The sequence below is a fragment of the Bacillus cereus group sp. RP32 genome, from assembly GCF_040459735.1.
In the GTDB taxonomy this organism is placed as follows: Bacteria; Bacillota; Bacilli; order Bacillales; family Bacillaceae_G; genus Bacillus_A; species Bacillus_A wiedmannii.
The window spans coordinates 1,614,420-1,632,289 of the sequence record NZ_JARVHO010000001.1; the positions used below are offsets into that span (position 1 = coordinate 1,614,420).

The window sequence follows — 17,870 nt, forward strand, 5'->3', positions numbered from 1 at the left end:
TATGGTAATTAAATTTAATAACTTTGAAGATAAAAAACTAGCTTTTGCAAAAGCAACGCAGGAAGGAACGCCAGAAGAACAAACAGCAGCTTTAAATTCCATGATTGAAGCACTTGCTACAGATGTTCGTTCGGATATCTTGAATCAAGTCAATGAATCTATTGTAGACCGTTCTATTATGCAGTCTCGTGGTTCTAACGTATTAACGAGTGAGGAAATGAAATTCTTCAATGCAGTCGTTCAAGATGGTGGATTTAAAGATACTGAAACATTGCCTAAGACAACGCAAGAACGAATTTTTGATGATTTAGTTCAAGGTCATCCGTTGTTAGAACATATCGGATTAGAAAACTTAGGTGCTGTGACAGAATTTATCTATGGAGATCCAGAAGGTGCAGCTGTATGGGGACCATTATTCGGTGATATTAAAGGACAACTAAATGCTACATTCCGAAAAGAGTCTATCTCTCAACTTAAATTAACGGCATTTATCCCATTGGCAAATGACATGCTTAAACTTGGTCCAGTGTGGGTGGAACGATATGTTCGTACAATGATTTCAGAAGCTATGTCTGTAGGTTTAGAACGTGGATTTGTAATTGGTACAGGTAAAGATGAGCCTATCGGATTGTTAAAAGATCCAAGTGGAAGTGTTGTTGGCGGAGTGTACCCAGATAAAAAGCCAGCAGGAACTTTAACTTTTGAACCTGGTCGTAAAACAATCAATGAACTGAAAGGCGTTGTTAAACTATTAGCTAAGAAGCTAAATGCAGATGGTACAGATGCAGACAGACCGAAAAATATTGCAGGAAAAGTAGTTATGGTAACAAATCCGTTTGATACTTTTGACATTCAAGCGAATGCAACAATTCAAAATGCAGCTGGAGTGTATGTAACGAGCTTACCTTTCAATCCAACCCCTTCAGAATCAGTATTTGTACCTCAAGGGAAAGTAATGTTCTTTGTTAAAGGCGAGTACATTGCAGCGATGGGCGGAACGGAGCCAATCAAAAAGTTTGAAGAAACTCTAGCTTTAGAAGATGCAACGCTTTATATCGCTAAACAATATGCTACAGGTAAACCAAAGGATAAATACACTTCACAAGTTTACACATTAAAACTTGAGGAAGTAACGCCACCAACACAAGGATGATGTAAATGGAAATAGTAATTTCAGAGGAAATACTACAGCAATTCAAAGATAGGATGCACTTAGGCGATGATGAAGATGATAACCTAAGACGCATCCTTTTTGCATCCACCAAAGCTTTAATAAAAGATTGTGGAGCATATGACATAAACGAAGATGAGACGTTCAAAGAATTGGTTTTTGAACGTTCTCGTTATGTTTATAATGACGCGCTTGAGTATTTTACTAAGAATTTTTTAACCGAAATTAATAGTTTTGGCATTGCAAAAGCATTAGAAGAAATTAAGTTGGACGGTGAGTAATATGCGTCCTTTTCAGTATAAAAAACCACTGAATACTGGCGATTGTAGAAATCGAATTATCATTGAACAACCTGAAGTAATAAAAGATGAATTGAATCAAGAAGTTGAAACAGGCAATTGGCAAGAAGTTAAAAAGGCATGGGCAATGATAAAAACGGTAAAAGGTTCGGAGTACATTGAAGCTTCAGCTTCACAGTCTACACGAATTTATCGGTTTGTAATGCCTTATACAACAGGTATTACAGAATTAATGCGAATTACTATGAAGGGTCGTATCTTTGACATTATCGAACCGCCAATGAATGATGATGAAATGTATCAAACATTGACTATTATCGCAAAGGAGCATACTTAATATGAATGATTTTGCGAGTGATCTTGCTAGAGAATTACAAAGGTATGCGAATGTTGTAGAAGAAGAATTGCTAACAGCACAAGAAGAAGTAGCTGATCATGCTGTAAGTAAATTAAGGCAAAGTGGTCCTAAAAAAACAGGTGCCTATCGTAAAGGGTGGCGTAAGAAAAAAGAAGGTAATAGTGTTGTTGTCCACAATACAAAAGGACAACTAACGCATCTTTTGGAAAATGGCCATGCAAAGGCTGGTGGTGGACGTGTTCCGGCTCAAGTGCATATTCGTCCAGTTGAAGAGTATGTAATTAATGAATTACCAAGACGAATTGAAAGGGCGCTTGAATAATGACATTAGGTGAATTAACAAAAATCCTTGAAGCTACAGGTTATCCTGTGGCTTATTCGCATTTCATAGCAACGCCAGGTAAGCCAGTGCCAGCGCCACCTTATATTTGTATCCTTGTGGATGGATCAGCAAATTTAATGGCTGATAACAAGGTTTATCACAAGATAGACGATGCAAATATTGAGCTTTACACAACTAAAAAAGATTTAGTTGCAGAAGCAAAACTTGAAAAAGTCCTAGACGATCATGAGATTCCTTATGAATCGTATGGGACTTTTATTGAATCTGAAAAAATGTATCAAAAAATATATGAAACGAGGTTGATATAAATGAATGAAAACAAAGTATCTTATGGTTTAAAAAATGTTCATTATGTACCATACAACGTAACTGATGGAGTCGTTACATTTAAAACGCCAATTCCAATGCCTGGTGCAGTTGAACTAACAAATGAGCCGCGCGGTGATTTAATTGAATTCTACGCAGACGATATGCTTTATTATTCAGCAGATAATAACCAAGGTTATGAAGGAGCGCTGAATATCGCTACTATTCCAGAACAATTTGCTATCGATGCATTAGGAGAGCAATTAGATGAAACGGATGGTGTATTAAATGAGTTAGCTGATGCAAAAGGTCAACCATTCGCACTATTATTTGAATTTGATGGCGATGTAAAAGCAACTCGACATGTTATGTATAACTGTTCAGCGAGTCGCCCTAACATTTCATCTAAATCAAAAACGAATTCCGCTGAACCAAATACAAATGAATTGAAATTCGTTGCTAGCCCACTGATTTTAGCGCCTGGCGGAAGACCAATGGTTAAAACGAAGACAACCGCTAAAACAACTCAAGCAATTTATGATAACTGGTACAAAGAAGTTTACATTAAAAAACCAGCAGCACCAAAAGGAGCGTAATAGTAAATGGAAAAGACAATTACAATAGACGGAAAACAAGTCAGATTAAAAAGTACAGCGGCAACGGTTAAAAAGTATAAAGCACAATTTAGACGTGATTTATTTGCAGACATGCTCAAATTAGGAGTTATTGCTCCTTCAAATCCTCAAGCTGGCGCTACTATTGATTTAGCAAATGCGGATTTAAGTAAAGTAGATTTTGAGGTTGTTTATGATCTGGTTTGGTTATATGCAAAAACAGCAAATCCAGAAATTGCTGATCCAATTACATGGTTAGATGGTTTTGATGAGTTCCCTATCTCTGAGATTCTTCCAGAAATTATGGACATGATTCAAAGTACGATGGGCGCAAAAAAAAAATAAAGAAAAGTAATGGAGAGCAAGGAGCTTTCAGTGATGAAGAATTAACCACTGATACGTTTCTTGCTCTTTGTTATAAAGCGAAACTAACAAGTTGGGATTTAGAAGATATGACAATCGGTGATTGTTTTGATTACATTGCTGAATTCGCTGAAATGGAGAACCCAGATAAAGAAAAAGTTAGAAAAGCAAATCAAAAAGACTTTGATTCATTCTAAGAAAGGAGTGAGATAATGGCTAGCGGAAGAATTAAAGGGATTACGATTGAAATTGGTGGAGAGACTACGGGTCTTCAAAATGCATTGAAAGATGTTAATAAGCAGAGTGATAACTTAGCAAAAGAACTAAAAGATGTTGAGCGGTTGCTAAAGTTTGATCCTGGTAATGTGGAAGCATTAGCACAAAAACAACAGTTACTTACACAACAAATTGAAAATACAACACAAAAACTAGACAAGTTAAAAGCAGCTGAACAACAAGTTCAAGCTCAATTTCAAAACGGTAAAATTTCTGAAGAACAATATCGTGCTTTTAGGCGTGAGATTGAATTTACAGAAGGGTCTCTTAATGGTCTGAAAAATAAGCTTGGAAATATGAAGGCTGAACAAGACAATGTAGCGAGTTCCACAAGGCAATTAGAAACATTGTTTAGCGCAACTGGGAAAAGTGTGGATGATTTTGCAGGAGCATTAGGAAATCGTCTTGTGAATGCAATTCGAAATGGAACGGCTACAAGTAAGCAATTAGAGCAAGCAATTGGAATTATCGGTCGTGAAGCATTAGGAGCAGGAACAGATATTGATAAATTACAACGTGCTCTTCGTTCTGTGGATGGCGGTAACTCAATACGGCAAGTGCAAAATGAGTTAAGAGATTTACAACAAGAGGCTGGTAGAACAGAGAAGAAGTTTGAAGGTCTAAAAATAGGGTTAGAAAATGTTATTGGCGGATTAGCAGCAGGTGGTGGAATTGCAACCGCAATTGAAAAAGCAATGGATATGTCAAAGTTACAAACAAAAATTGATGTATCTTTTGATGTCCCTGAATCCTCGAAAAAATCAGTAGAAGAAGCTGTAAGAGGAATTTCAGCTTATGGAGTGGATGCGGAAGCATCTTTAGAGGGTGTACGCCGACAATGGGCTTTAAATAAAGGCGTAAGCGATGAAGCGAATGCAGCAATCGTAAAGGGAGCAGCCGCAATTGCTCAATCTTATGAAGGGATTGATTTTACTGAGTTAATTCAAGAAACAAATGAAATCGGAAGTGAATTAGGGATTTCGCAAGAAGGCGCTCTTGGTATGGCTGATGCTTTACTTAAACTAGGATTTCCACCAGAACAATTAGATATTATTGCTGAATATGGAGGGCAGCTTACAAGAGCGGGATATTCAGCTGAAGAAGTACAAGCGATTATGGAAGCTGGGGTTGAAACAGGAACCTGGAATATTGATAATTTGCTAGATGGTTTAAAAGAAGGACGTATCAAAGCGGCTGAGTTCGGTCAAGGTGTCGATAAAGCTATGAAAGAATCACTTGAAGGCACAAAAATTTCAGCGGAGCAAGTTGAAAAATGGGGTCAAGCAGTAGCTAAAGGTGGTAAAGATGGTTCGGCAGCTATGACTGAAATTGCACAGGCTTTATCAGAAGTTGAGGATGAAACAAAGCGTAATGAATTAGGTGTTAAATTTTTTGGTACGATGTACGAAGACCAAGGGCAAAACATTATTAATACTTTACTAGGTGCGAAAGAAAAGACTGTTGATTTTAAAAAGAATCAAGATCAATTAAATGATTCCGTTAAGAAAATGGATGCAAATCCGGCAGTTAAGTTTCAAAAAGCAATGCAAGATTTACAAGTAGCCCTCAAGCCAGTTCTAAGTGTTATAGCTGATGTTGTTGCTAAAATAGCTGATTGGATTTCTAATAATCCAAAGCTAGCGGCTACCTTGGCAGCTATAGCAATAGCTATTGGAGTAATTGCAGGGGCGTTTATGGCTTTAGCGCCAATCGTTGTCGTCATATCGAGTATAGGGGCTGCAATGATGGGATGGGTCGCACTAATTGCCGTAGTTGTAGCCGCTGTAGTTGCCTTGGGCGTTCTAATCTATCAAAATTGGGATTCTATAAGGCAATGGACCATTGATGCTTGGAATGCAATTGGAGAGTTCTTAGTAGGAATATGGGATGGGATTGTACAATGGGCAAGTGATACCTGGAATAGTATTAGTGAAACTACATCGGAAGTCTGGAATTCAATTAAGGAGTTCTTAATAGGCTTATGGAATGGAATAGTTGAGTTTGTTGTAACCTGGGGAACCGCTATTCTAGAAGCATACATTGGTATTTGGACTTCTATTTTTAATTTTTGTATGGAAATTTGGAATGGAATTGTCGAATACCTTACTTCTGTCTTACAGGGAATAGCAACCTTCTTCACTGAGGTATGGACTTCAATTTCAACGTTTTTCCAAGAGACATGGAACGGATTAGTTGCCTTTTTAACTCCAATTTTACAAGGAATCGCAGATTTCTTTTCTATGATTTGGAATGGTATTTCCACAGTAATTCAAACTGTATGGAATTTTATCACTCAATACTTACAAGCGATTTGGACAGCAATTTTATATTTCGCCACTCCAATTTTCGAATCTATACGAGAGTTTTTAGCTTCGGTATGGGAAGCTGTTAAGCAAAAAGCTATAGCGGTGTGGGATGCACTTACAAATTTTTTAAAGACTTGTTGGAATGGAATAGTATCAATTGCGACAACTGTATTTGATTGGATTAAAAATACAATTACAACCGTTTGGGATGCAATCAGTTCAGCAACAATGACTGTATGGAATGCAGTGAAAAACTTCTTACAATCATGTTGGAATGGATTAGTTGCTTTTGTGACGCCAATATTTAATTCAATAAAAGACTGGATTGTAAACACCTGGAACACGATTAGCTCCACTACAAGTGCGGTATGGAATACAATTAAAAGTTATCTTTCTAGTCTATGGAATTCAATTGTTTCTACAGCAAGTTCGGTATTCAATAACATCAAGCAAGCTATCTCTACTGTTTGGAATATGATCAGTAGTACAAGTAGTAGTATCTGGAATGGGATTAAGTCCACGCTATCAAGCATATGGAATGGCATTAAATCCACAGCATCGTCAGTGTGGAACGGATTAAAGGATGCTATTATGACTCCTGTCCGCTGGGTAACAAATGCTGTGAGCGGAGCGTTCGAGGGGATGAAATCAGCGGTATTAGGTGTATGGGATGGTATTAAAAGTGGCATTCGTACAGCTATCAATGGAATCATTCGTATCATTAATAAATTCATAGATGGATTTAATACACCAGCGGAATTATTAAATAATATACCAGGTGTTAGTGCTCCAACTATTCCACATGTACCAATGCTTGCTAAAGGTGGAAAACCTGTAGGTGATGGTTCATTTATTACAGGTGAAGCTGGACCGGAATTGTTTACGAAAAAAGGTAATTCCATCACAGTTACACCTTTATCATCAAAAGAAAAATCACTTGGTATTACTGGAACCATGAATCAATTAATGGGTGATATGAGCCGTATGATGGCTAGTTCTATGAATCAATTATCAGGCTTGAAAACTGTTATGAGTGGTGTTTATGGAAATATGTCTAATAGTAGACAAGCTATGACAAATACGGTTGCAAACCAAGTGGTTAATTATTCTCCTGGACAAACAGGTGGAAATGGAATGATTCCAACACAAGGTGGAGATTTGGTTATTGAAGTGCCAGTTATTTTAGAGGGACGAGATGTGGCGCGTGGTACTTATCGATATACAAAAGAGTATCAAGAAAGAGAAGAACAAAGAAACTCAGCCTTTTAGGTTTGGGTTTCTTTTATTTTATACAGAAATGAGGTGTCAAAATGAGCTCTTTTACATTTAACAATGCACGTAAAGAATTTGTCCAAATTGCAAAAGGGTGGAAAAGACCGACTTGGGCACCATTGAAACGTAATTTTCTAAGTGTTCCAGGATATCCAGGTGCAAGGCTATTAAACACCCAAACGGAAATGCGTGTTTTATCTATACCTGTAGGAATCATTGTTCCTGATGGCGGGAACTTAGAGTTATTAAAAGAAGAAATTGCAAGTTGGTTAATTACCGATCAACCAGCCGAGCTTATTTTCGATGTAGAGCCAGATAGAACATATTTAGCAGTTGTGGATGATAGCTTTGATCCAGATGAATTTGTAACACTCGGAATCGGTACAATTAAATTTGTCTGCCCAACACCTTATAAACTAGGGAAAGTACAGACTCACACTTTCACACAAAGTTGGTCAACTGAGATTACTTCTTATTTCACGAATAAAGGAAGCGTAGAAGCTCCGGCATTAATTGAAATGACTGTAAAAAAACCAAGCACTTTTTTAGATGTATGGTTTGGTAAATATCCTTTAGAACGAAACTATTTCCGTATCGGTTATCCTCTAACTGTGGAGGAATCAACGGTACAAGAGCGTGAGCGTGTGTTATGGGATGAAATGGCTTCACCTATAGGTTGGACTCCTGTTACTGGGCAATTTGATGACATGAAAGGGACAGGTACTTTTAAATCAAAAGGCGGTTACGCACTATATTGTGAAGAATACGGAGAAGGGAAAGGGTTTTACGGTGCAATAGCTAAGAAAAGTATTCCAGGCGGTCCATTACAAGATTTTGAAATAGAGGCATGGATGACTTTAAAGTCCAAAAATATTGAGGAAATGGGGCGTTGTGAAGTCCTCTTATTGGATGAGGCAAGTAATTTGGTAGCTCGTATTAACATGAATGATTTATACGTAACGGCAGAAATTACAAAGGCACATATGAAAATCGGGAATAGCGGAACACCTAATAGCATTCGTAAATTAGTAGATACAAGTGGCTATTACTTATCTACTTTCAATCAATTTCGGGGACGCCTGCGTATTGCTAGAAGAGGGACAAAATGGTCTGTATATGTAGCTAAATTTATAGATGGTAAAGAGATAGACGGAGCTTCCCTAGTTGAACAATGGAACGATGTTGACAACAGTAATCCAATGACAAACCGAAAAATCGCACAAGTTATGATTGCGCTGTGTAAGTGGGATAATCACCAGCCTGTTAACGAAATGCAATTTGATGATTTGAAAATTTGGAAGGTAAACAAAGTCCCTTCTAATACAAAGCCTTATATTTTCGATGCAGGAGACAAAGTGATTATTGATACAGAAAAAAGTCTTGTTACGATTAACGGGAAAGATGCTATTAATATTAAAGATATTTTTAGTGAGTTTCCTAAGATCATACGTGGAGAGAACCGGATTGATATTATGCCGCCAGACGTTACAGCGACAATCAGTTACAGGGAGAGATACAGATGAGAACGCCAAGTGGTGAATTGCATGTTGTTGATTTTAAAACAGAACAAATTGTAGCATCTATTCAGCCTGCAGATTATTGGGATGATAAAAGACATTGGGAAATCAAAAATAACATTGATACGTTAGAGTTTCGAGTATTTGATAATACAAGGCATTCATCCACACTTATGCAGCAAAACTTAGTATTAAAAGAAGTGCGTGATGGTCGTATCGTTCCTTATGTAATTACTGAAATTGAAAAGAATTCCGATGATAGATCAGTAATTGCTTATGCATCAGGAGAATGGATTCAACTTGCTAAAGCTGGAATTATTCCACCACAAAAACTAGAAGGTAAGACAGTAATTGAAATGGTTGATATCGCTCTTGCAGGTACGAAGTGGCAAAAAGGAAATTTAGAATATGCTAGTTTCCGTTCTATGACGATTGATGAGTTTATCGATCCATTAACTCTCCTTAAAAAGATAGCTTCATTATTCGAATTAGAAATTCAATACCGTGCTGAAGTCGTAGGCTCTCAAGTCGTTGGTCGTTATGTAGATATGGTTAAGAAGCGTGGTCGAGAAACAGGAAAAGAAGTAACTCTTGGCAAGGATTTAATGGGGATTAAGCGTATTGAGAACTCTCAAAACATTTGTACAGCCTTATTAGGTTTTGTGAAAAAAGAAGGTGGAGAGTTTGTTACCATTGCAGAAATAAATAATGGTGTTCCTTATCTTGTGGACAATGATGCGTTTCAAAGGTGGAATGAGAAAGGGCAGCATAAATTTGGTTTTTACAGTCCAGAAACAGAAAACGAGGACATGGATTCAAAACGTTTAATGACTCTTATGAACACAGAGTTAAAAAAGCGTGTCAATACATCCGTTTTTTATGAAGTTGAAGCACAATCAATTGGTCGTGTGTTCGGCTTAGCTCACGAATTAATTAATGAGGGCGATACGATTCGAATAAAAGACATTGGATTCACACCTAAGCTTTATTTAGAAGCAAGGACAATCGCTGGTGATGAATCATTTAAAAATCCATTACAAGATAAATATGTATTTGGTGATTATCATGAGATTATTGATCCAAATGAGGAATTAAGAAAGATTTACAATCGTATTCTTAGTTCACTTGGCAATAAACAAGAAATGATAGATCAGCTTGATAAATTAGTGAAAGAAGCGAATGAAACCGCTAGTAATGCTAAAAAAGAATCAGAAGCAGCAAAAGCACTAGCTGAAAAAGTACAAGAGAATATTAAAAATAATACGGTTGAAATTATAGAATCCAAGAATCCACCGACAACAGGACTGAAACCTTATAAAACGCTTTGGCGTGATATTAGTAACGGAAAGCCCGGTGTTTTAAAAATATGGACAGGTGAAGCTTGGGAATCGGTTGTACCCGATGTGGAATCAGTCAAAAAAGAAACATTAGAGCAGGTTAATAAAGATATAGAAACCACAAAAACAGAGTTAAATCAAAAGGTTCAAGAAGCACAGAACCAAGCGACAGGTCAATTCAATGAGGTGAAAGAGAATTTACAAGGCGTTAGTCGTACGATTTCTAATGTCGAGAACAAACAAGGTGAAATCGATAAGAAAGTAACTCAGTTTGAGCAAGATTCAAGTGGATTTAAAACTTCAATTGAATCGTTAACGAAAAAAGATACTGAAATTAGTAATAAATTAAATACAGTTGAATCAACTGTTGATGGCACGAAAAAGACGATTACCGATGTGCAGTCAAAAGTGGATAATATGAAAATGGATATGCAAAATTTAATCGTGGATTCTGAGTTCAAATTAATGACTGATTGGATAAAAGGATCACAAATAAAAGTAGAGACTGGAATTAAATCATATAACGTTATTAACGCTTCTATTAAAGGTGAGGGTTTTGTAGATTTTACACAGTATATAGAGGTAGAATCGAATACAGAATATACATTCTCCTGTAATGCTGGTGGTAGTTTTAAAATCTTTTTATGGGAAAAGAAAGCTGATAAAACACCTACAGCAGTATATAAAGATAATCAAGCTACATATTCAGGCAAACCATGGGATATGTCTTCCTCACGGAGTGATTTTACTAGAACCATTAAAACACAACCTGATACGAAATTGATTCAATTTATTTTTAGAGTTGAGGATATTTCAGCCGATAAAACCGGAACAGGTGGACGTCTTGGTTTACCTAAATTATCTAAAGGGAATGTAGATACTGGATGGTCACCTTCTCCTAAAGACACGACTTCTGTTGCTGATTTTAAAAAAGTTACAACTGAAATTACAGAACAAGCAGGTAAAATCAGTGAAAAGTTAACAAGTGTAGAAACGAAAGTTGCTAATACAAAAATAGGTGGACGCAATACTGTTCTTGGTACATCCATTCCAGCTAGTGTAGTTGGTAACAATGCAGCAAACCAAACAGTAAATATTTATAGTTTTGCAGGTGGGGACTCTAGCGCGATTTTAAATAAAGAAATTTGCGTTTCTTTTGACTGGAAAATTGAAGGTACTACAGCACCAACGGGTACTATGTATATGCAAGGGAGCAATCCTTATCCCCTTATTGCATCCAGAATTACATTTTCTTCTCAAAACTTAAGTGGAAAATATTTGGGTGTAATCACGATTAGTGGTAGTGCTTTTAAGGATGTAAATATGAGATTAGATAATTTCACAACTGGAGCAAAAATTATCATTTCTAATTTTCAAATTGAAATAGGCAATACAGCTACTGAATGGACACCAGCTCCAGAAGATCAAGTAACAACCGATGAATTCACCAAGAAAACAACCGAGATTGAAAAAAGTGTGGAGGGCGTAAAAACCACTGTAACAAATGTCCAAAATAGCCAAGATGGATTTGAAAAACGCATGAGTAATGTGGAGCAAACAGCAACTGGATTATCTTCTACCGTAAGTAATTTAAACAATGTAGTATCCGATCAAGGAAAAAAGCTTACTGAAGCAAATACAAAACTTGAACAGCAGGCAACAGCAATCGGGGCAAAAGTTGAACTTAAACAAGTAGAGGATTATGTTGCTGGTTTTAAGATTCCAGAGCTGAAGCAAACGGTTAATCAAAATAAACAAGATTTATTAAATGAATTAGCCAATAAGCTTGCAACTGAACAATTTAACCAGAAGATGACTCTGATTGATAACCGTTTCACTATCAATGAACAGGGTATCAATGCCGCAGCAAAAAAGACGGAAGTATATACGAGATTACAAGCAGATGGACAATTTGCTACAGATTCTTATGTAAGAGATATGGAATCACGCCTTCAAATAACAGAAAAGGGCGTTAGCATATCTGTAAAAGAAAATGATGTAATCGCAGCTTTTAACATGAGTAAAGAAAACATTAAGTTAAATGCCGCACGAATAGATTTAGTTGGTAAAGTTAATGCTGAGTGGATTAAAGCGGGAATGCTAAGTGGTTGCCAAATTAGAACATCAAATACAGATAACTACGTAAGCTTAGATGACCAATTTATACGTCTCTATGAAAAAGGGGTTGCTAGATCATTTCTAGGACATTACAGAAGAACAGATGGTTCAGTACAACCAACTTTTATTTTAGGAACAGATGAAAAGACTAGCGCTCCAGCAGGCGCTTTATTTATGTCTCAAGCAGGTGCAGGATGGTCAGGGGCGTATGCGAGCATTGGTATTAGCGATGGCATAGTTGATGGTACAGTCCAAAAATCTGTGTACTGGGAGTTGCAAAGAAACGGACTAAGTGTTCTAAATGCTAATGATTACCATGTTTTTTATGCTGGTAATGGGAGTTGGTATTTTAGACGGGGAAAACCGGGGTTATATCAAACTTCGTTAGTCGTTGAAGATAATAGTACAGATTCTGATTTAAGACTACCTAACATCACTTTACGTAATAGCCGTGCAGCAGGATATACAGGTATCATTCAAGTCAAGTCACCTGTTACTCAGAATGGATGGGGTTCTGTTCAAGGTAATTTTATGAGCCCTTCATTACGGGAATATAAATCTAACATTCGTGATGTTTCTTTTTCCGCCCTAGAAAAAATCAGGAATGTACGAGTGAGACAATTTAACTATAAGAATGCAGTAAACGAGCTTTATAAAATGAGAGAAGAGAGAGATCCTAATGAGCCACCTTTGACAACAGAAGATATTAAAACATACTACGGGGCAATTGTAGATGAATGTGATGAATCATTTATTGATGAAAGTGGTAAAGGGATTCACTTATACTCATATTCGTCACTTACAATCAAAGCTTTACAGGAATTGGAAGTTAAGCATGATGAAGAAATTAAAGCATTAGAAGAGAGACACACGACGAATATGGAGCAGATGAACCGTAGAATTGAAGTGTTAGAACAATTATTAGTTCAAAAATTAATAAATGAGAAACTAGAGCAGCAGTTATAAGCTGTTTTTTATTTTCGCAAAATACGGCTTTTATAGGCACTCGAAGGGATGTTTTTCTTTTATCTATTTATTTTATATCTAATCTAGTAGATTTTTTATGGTAAATGGTGATTAAAAGAGAAAGATATAGTAATTTATAACAATTAGCTGACAGGATTTCTTTTTTTGTTAAATACTTTAAAAATAATTAATTATAATATAAAGTAATAGTAATATAATTATTAGTGTTATATATTCAATTTAATATCACATTTAGGAGGTATATTATGAAAAAGAAGTTTATGTTAATGATGCTTCTGTTTGCATTGATGGTAGGATTACATCCTAATTCAATGACAAAAGCAGAAACCACAAGTACACAAGGTGAACAATTCGAACAAGGAAAGTATAATCTGCAAGCTGAATTTCCATTTGGACAGAACTGGAACAAAAACTCACCTTATGCTGGAACAGAAACAAGTAAAGTGAAATGGGAATACAGGCTTTATGAAGAAAATGGTGGTATTCAATTGTTTAGTGCTCCACCAGCAATTGGAAGTGATGGGACGATTTATATTGGAAACTACAATGGGAAATTGCATGCGTTAAATAAAGATGGTTCCATTAAATGGATTAAAGATGATGTAACATATTTAAATAGTACACCGGTTATAGCAGAAGATGGAACTATTTATGTTGTAAAAGGAAAACTAACAGCTTTAAATCCCGATGGTTCCATTAAATGGCAAGTTAAAGATATAAATACTTATAATACTCCTATTATAGATAGTGAAGGTACAGTTTATGTATATAATTCAAAATCAATAACTGCTTATAACTCGAATGGATCAAAGAAATGGGAATCAAGTCCGATGTTTAAAGAAGCTACTAGTGGTAAAAATTCTATGCTTATGTCAAAAGATGGAACTATTTACACCTTACTTTCAAGTGGCGAAAACTATTTTCTCTATGCCCATGATAAAAATGGTAAAGAATTATGGAATAAAAAGGCTAAGGGGAATGGGGGGAATCCAGGTTTTTCTTTAGGATTAAATAATGAATTATATATAAATGGTGGATCTGTTATCCATGTTTTTGATAAAGATGGAAATCTAATAAAGCAGTGGAAGCGAAGTGAGATAGGTGCGAGACCTGCTCCTACAATCTCTTCGACGGATGGGACAATTTATATAGCTGGAGGTAGCGGGGTAACTGCGTATAATCAAGACTACACATTAAAGTGGCAATATTCAGCGGGTGGAGGAGTTGGGAACTCACCAATAATAGATAAAAATGGTGTAGTTTATGTCCATTCAAAGCAAGCATTATTCGCAGTAAATCCAGATGGAACACTAAAATGGAAGATGCCATTTTCAACATTTCATCCTGGTTCTTCAAATGATTCTATAAGCATTGGTAAAGATGGAACTTTATATATGATTGGATATGTGCCAAAACCAAATAACAACGGTCCTAAAGAAACGTATTATTCATTAGTCGCTATTGGCGACTCTTATACAGACACTGTATGTACTAAAGATAGTACATACATGCAAGTACTTAAATCACTTGAAGCGAAAAGTAAGAATGCTAAATTAACAGATGAAGAGAAGAAAGAAGCACGTGATATTTTAAAGAAATTATCAGATGATCTTGATAAAATAGATAAGTAAACTCAATTGTGTTAATAGAATTGAATGGTTTTTGAGAAAAGAGAGACAAGCGTCTCTCTTTTTTTATTCTAAATAAGGAGATGAAAAGATGGATCGTATTGACGTATTATTGAAAGCATTTGTAGCTACGTTTGGTGGCTTCTGTGGGTATTTCTTGGGAGGATGGGATGCAACATTGAAAGTTTTAGTTACGATGGCAATCATTGACTACCTAACAGGGGTGATTGCAGCGGGATTCCACGGAGAATTAAAAAGTAAAGTAGGTTTCAAAGGCATCGCCAAAAAGGTGGTGCTTTTTCTTTTAGTTGCAGCAGCCACTCAAGTTGATGTGATCATGGGAACAAATAGTGCAGTTCGTGAAGCAACAATCTTTTTATTCATTGGAAATGAGCTGTTGTCTCTTTTAGAAAATGCAGGACGTATGGGGATTACTTTACCTACAGCCTTAACGAATGCAGTTGAAATTTTAGGTGGTAAACAAAAACAAGAAATTAAAAAGGGAGATGTTGAATAATGGCTAGATATAGTTTACATGGTGGTCATACTGAATTTGTACAAGGGGCTAACTGGGGAAATAGAAAAGAGCATGTCATGGATCGACAGGTTAAAGATGCGGTTGCAGCTAAATTACGTGAGCTAGGTCATACGGTATACGATGACACTGATGAGGTAGGGGAAACACAAGCGCAAAACCTATCAAATATTGTTCGTAACTGTAATTCACATTATGTAGACCTTGTTATCTCATTTCATTTAAATGCTTATAACGGATCAGCTAACGGTGTGGAAGTTTGCTATTATGATCAGCTAGCTTTAGCAGCTAAAGTATCAGCGCAGCTTTCAAAAGATATTGGTTGGTCAAATCGTGGAGCGAAGCAACGTACTGATCTTTATGTGTTGAATGAAACAAAAGCGCCAGCAATCCTAATCGAACTTGGATTTATTGACAATGAAGCAGACATGGATAAATGGCATGTAGATAATATTGCTAACTCAATTGTATATGCTCTAACTGGACAAATCGCTAGCAATTCAAGTGGTAGTTTTACTGGAACACCAAAAACTAATTCGGTTCAAACAGGAGCATTTAGCCCTTACGAAGCAACTGATGCATCGTTAGCTTTAACTTCTTTAAAAATGACAGGTAAGTTTATTCTAGAGCCTTCTGGGTTATTTTACATTGTAACTGATGGTACTTCTAACGTTCAACGTAAGGCATTCACTGAATGGCTAGATAAAAAAGGTTGGTGGTATGAAGTTAAATAAAACAAAAGAATAGTTTTATGAACAAAAATTATCATCTGGTCCTATATGTAGATAATTATATATTGATTTTCATCTTTATAAATGTTAGGGTAAATATACACCGTTTCTTATTTATCTATGAGTACTGTCTGTAGAACGAATAGAATAATTTGAAAAAAATCCCCTTTTGCATCCATATGCAGAAGGGGATTTTTATTTTTATGAGATTTAAAATTTACTTTTAGATAATGCTTTTAATATTGGATTTATTATTCTACTCAACAAACGAAATACGTTAAATATTGAACGAGTGACTTTCATAAAGGTAGAATTTCTTTTTATTTTAAACACCTACTTTTTATGTACTAGTTATTTTTTTCTGTAGAATTTAGTACCTGTTCCTTTTAGGATCAATTTGTTTCCGGAATCAGCTTCAGCTTGCCTGAATTGCTCTATCTGTTGTAACGATGCAATTGTATTAGATTATTTTTTTTCGCAAGCAAATCCGTCTTTATCACGATCTAACTTAGCACTGTATGCCGGATGAGAAGATGGTACTCCATTCGGGTATTTTTTTCGTAATTCTGTACAATTTGAGAAACTTTCACTAGCATCGCTGTTATTAATGGTAGATTTACTAGTAGATTCCTGTTGTTTTTGAGCTTCCTCAAGTTTGCGTTGTTCCTCTTGTTTTTGAGCTTCCTCAAGTTTGCGTTGTTCCTCTTGTTTTTGAGCTTCCTCAAGTTTGCGTTGTTCCTCTTGTTTTTGAGCTTCCTCAAGTTTGCGTTGTTCCTCTTGTTTTTGAGCTTCCTCAAGTTTGCGTTGTTCCTCTTGTTTTTGAGCTTCCTCAAGTTTGCGTTGTTCCTCTTGTTTTTGGGCTTCTTCAAGTTTACGTTGTTCCTCTTGTTTTTGGGCTTCTTCGAGTTTACGTTGTTCCTCTTGTTTTTGAGCTTCTTCTTGTCTACGTTTTTCTTCAGCAGCCTTTTTCTCTTCTTTAGCTTTTATTTCCTGCTCTTCTTTTTCCTTTTCCTTTTCACTTTTCTCTTGCTCTTGTTTTTCTTTTAATACTTTCTCTTCAGTTCTTTTTTTATCAATGGCAGCTCTTTCTTCTGGAGTTATTGACTTATTAGCAAATACACCTGTTAAAATAAACGAAATGAATAATACCGGTAAGAAAATTAATATAACTAGACCTCTTGTTTTTTTGTTGCCAAAACGAATTACTTTTCCTGGCTTAATTAGACCAATAATCAATGTAATTATTGCTAGCACTGATAATAGTAAAAATAAAAATGTTAATGCAGTAAACAAATAAAAAACCTCCTAGATGAAATAATAACGATATTATTATATCAAACTTTAGAGATATTAGGGTTGTTTATGAAAGAATAAAATATATGCTTAGAAATTTTTGCTTCCATATAAAATCATAACAATTTAACTGATCATGATTTACACATATAATAGAAGAAATTAAAAAATCCTACTTTTGTTATCACCCTGTTGTCGTCAACCTCATGCGCTTAATGGCAACAAAAAACATCTACTTCGTCCCATTCGGTCAAGATGCACCAGAGAAAAAACCAAACTCAATGGTAGCTCGCATGGAGCTGCTGGAAGATACAGTATTAGAAGCGCTGCAAGGGAAGCAATTGCAACCGGTTGTCGTAGAAAAATTCAGATATATGAATTAAAAAACGAAAAAAAACGGACAATTTTTGATGAAA

General features: G+C 35.9%; 14 protein-coding genes and 1 pseudogene. 14 read left to right on the top strand and 1 reads right to left on the bottom strand.

The genetic code is table 11. The features are described 5' to 3' along the window. Window position 1 precedes the first annotated feature (1 nt). From QCI46_RS08540 to QCI46_RS08600, 13 genes are all read left to right on the top strand, one after another. Complete coding sequence (locus QCI46_RS08540; protein ID WP_353839938.1) at window positions 2-1,153, top strand: phage major capsid protein; 1,152 nt, start codon at window positions 2-4, stop codon at window positions 1,151-1,153. A 5-nt stretch (window positions 1,154-1,158) separates the two neighbouring features. Beyond that, window positions 1,159-1,452: a hypothetical protein gene (locus QCI46_RS08545; RefSeq protein WP_088047296.1), complete on the top strand. Its 294-nt coding sequence runs from the start codon at window positions 1,159-1,161 to the stop codon at window positions 1,450-1,452. Window position 1,453: 1 nt separating this feature from the next. Next, window positions 1,454-1,807 (top strand): phage head closure protein, encoded by a 354-nt coding sequence (locus QCI46_RS08550; RefSeq protein WP_353839940.1) that lies wholly within the window; start codon window positions 1,454-1,456, stop codon window positions 1,805-1,807. Between the two features lies 1 nt (window position 1,808). After that, window positions 1,809-2,150, top strand: a complete 342-nt coding sequence (locus QCI46_RS08555) for an HK97 gp10 family phage protein (protein WP_098768182.1) — start codon at window positions 1,809-1,811, stop codon at window positions 2,148-2,150. Next, entirely contained in the window at window positions 2,150-2,479 is a 330-nt protein-coding gene (locus tag QCI46_RS08560) for a hypothetical protein (RefSeq protein ID WP_353839941.1), read from the top strand. Before QCI46_RS08555 ends, QCI46_RS08560 begins: the two co-directional genes overlap by 1 nt. Then, complete coding sequence (locus QCI46_RS08565) at window positions 2,480-3,073, top strand: major tail protein (RefSeq protein ID WP_353839942.1); 594 nt, start codon at window positions 2,480-2,482, stop codon at window positions 3,071-3,073. A gap of 6 nt (window positions 3,074-3,079) precedes the next feature. Then, window positions 3,080-3,436 carry a hypothetical protein gene (locus QCI46_RS08570; protein WP_098093424.1) on the top strand — a complete coding sequence of 119 codons (357 nt, stop codon included), beginning with the start codon at window positions 3,080-3,082 and terminating at the stop codon, window positions 3,434-3,436. A gap of 230 nt (window positions 3,437-3,666) precedes the next feature. After that, on the top strand, window positions 3,667-7,305 hold the full coding sequence (locus tag QCI46_RS08575) for a phage tail protein (protein ID WP_353839943.1): 3,639 nt from the start codon (window positions 3,667-3,669) through the stop codon (window positions 7,303-7,305). Between the two features lie 41 nt (window positions 7,306-7,346). After that, a complete protein-coding gene (locus QCI46_RS08580; protein WP_353839944.1) occupies window positions 7,347-8,831 on the top strand; it encodes a distal tail protein Dit in 1,485 nt (494 codons plus the stop codon). Then, window positions 8,828-13,246, top strand: a complete 4,419-nt coding sequence (locus tag QCI46_RS08585; protein WP_353839946.1) for a phage tail spike protein — start codon at window positions 8,828-8,830, stop codon at window positions 13,244-13,246. Before QCI46_RS08580 ends, QCI46_RS08585 begins: the two co-directional genes overlap by 4 nt. Window positions 13,247-13,512: 266 nt before the next feature. Further along, on the top strand, window positions 13,513-14,898 hold the full coding sequence (locus tag QCI46_RS08590; RefSeq protein ID WP_353839948.1) for an outer membrane protein assembly factor BamB family protein: 1,386 nt from the start codon (window positions 13,513-13,515) through the stop codon (window positions 14,896-14,898). 88 nt (window positions 14,899-14,986) lie between these two features. After that, entirely contained in the window at window positions 14,987-15,412 is a 426-nt protein-coding gene (locus QCI46_RS08595) for a phage holin family protein (protein ID WP_353839949.1), read from the top strand. Next, on the top strand, window positions 15,412-16,164 hold the full coding sequence (locus tag QCI46_RS08600; protein WP_353839950.1) for an N-acetylmuramoyl-L-alanine amidase: 753 nt from the start codon (window positions 15,412-15,414) through the stop codon (window positions 16,162-16,164). The genes QCI46_RS08595 and QCI46_RS08600 overlap by 1 nt, the downstream gene beginning before the upstream one ends. A gap of 462 nt (window positions 16,165-16,626) precedes the next feature. On the opposite strand, the gene QCI46_RS08605 is transcribed toward QCI46_RS08600, so the two are convergent. Further along, a complete protein-coding gene (locus QCI46_RS08605) occupies window positions 16,627-17,454 on the bottom strand; it encodes an excalibur calcium-binding domain-containing protein (RefSeq protein WP_353839951.1) in 828 nt (275 codons plus the stop codon). Between the two features lie 197 nt (window positions 17,455-17,651). Here QCI46_RS08605 and spoVFB point away from each other — a divergent pair. Further along, window positions 17,652-17,837 (top strand): annotated as a pseudogene (spoVFB, locus tag QCI46_RS08610) (dipicolinate synthase subunit B); the annotation flags it as partial. Window positions 17,838-17,870: the final 33 nt, after the last annotated feature.

Coding starts and splice junctions, on each gene's coding strand:
- QCI46_RS08560 (WP_353839941.1), top strand. CDS start 2,150: ATGACATTAGGTGAATTAACAAAAATCCTTGAAGCTACAGGTTATCCT.
- QCI46_RS08565 (WP_353839942.1), top strand. CDS start 2,480: ATGAATGAAAACAAAGTATCTTATGGTTTAAAAAATGTTCATTATGTA.
- QCI46_RS08545 (WP_088047296.1), top strand. CDS start 1,159: ATGGAAATAGTAATTTCAGAGGAAATACTACAGCAATTCAAAGATAGG.
- QCI46_RS08550 (WP_353839940.1), top strand. CDS start 1,454: ATGCGTCCTTTTCAGTATAAAAAACCACTGAATACTGGCGATTGTAGA.
- QCI46_RS08600 (WP_353839950.1), top strand. CDS start 15,412: ATGGCTAGATATAGTTTACATGGTGGTCATACTGAATTTGTACAAGGG.
- QCI46_RS08570 (WP_098093424.1), top strand. CDS start 3,080: ATGGAAAAGACAATTACAATAGACGGAAAACAAGTCAGATTAAAAAGT.
- QCI46_RS08555 (WP_098768182.1), top strand. CDS start 1,809: ATGAATGATTTTGCGAGTGATCTTGCTAGAGAATTACAAAGGTATGCG.
- QCI46_RS08575 (WP_353839943.1), top strand. CDS start 3,667: ATGGCTAGCGGAAGAATTAAAGGGATTACGATTGAAATTGGTGGAGAG.
- QCI46_RS08595 (WP_353839949.1), top strand. CDS start 14,987: ATGGATCGTATTGACGTATTATTGAAAGCATTTGTAGCTACGTTTGGT.
- QCI46_RS08590 (WP_353839948.1), top strand. CDS start 13,513: ATGAAAAAGAAGTTTATGTTAATGATGCTTCTGTTTGCATTGATGGTA.
- QCI46_RS08580 (WP_353839944.1), top strand. CDS start 7,347: ATGAGCTCTTTTACATTTAACAATGCACGTAAAGAATTTGTCCAAATT.
- QCI46_RS08540 (WP_353839938.1), top strand. CDS start 2: ATGGTAATTAAATTTAATAACTTTGAAGATAAAAAACTAGCTTTTGCA.
- QCI46_RS08585 (WP_353839946.1), top strand. CDS start 8,828: ATGAGAACGCCAAGTGGTGAATTGCATGTTGTTGATTTTAAAACAGAA.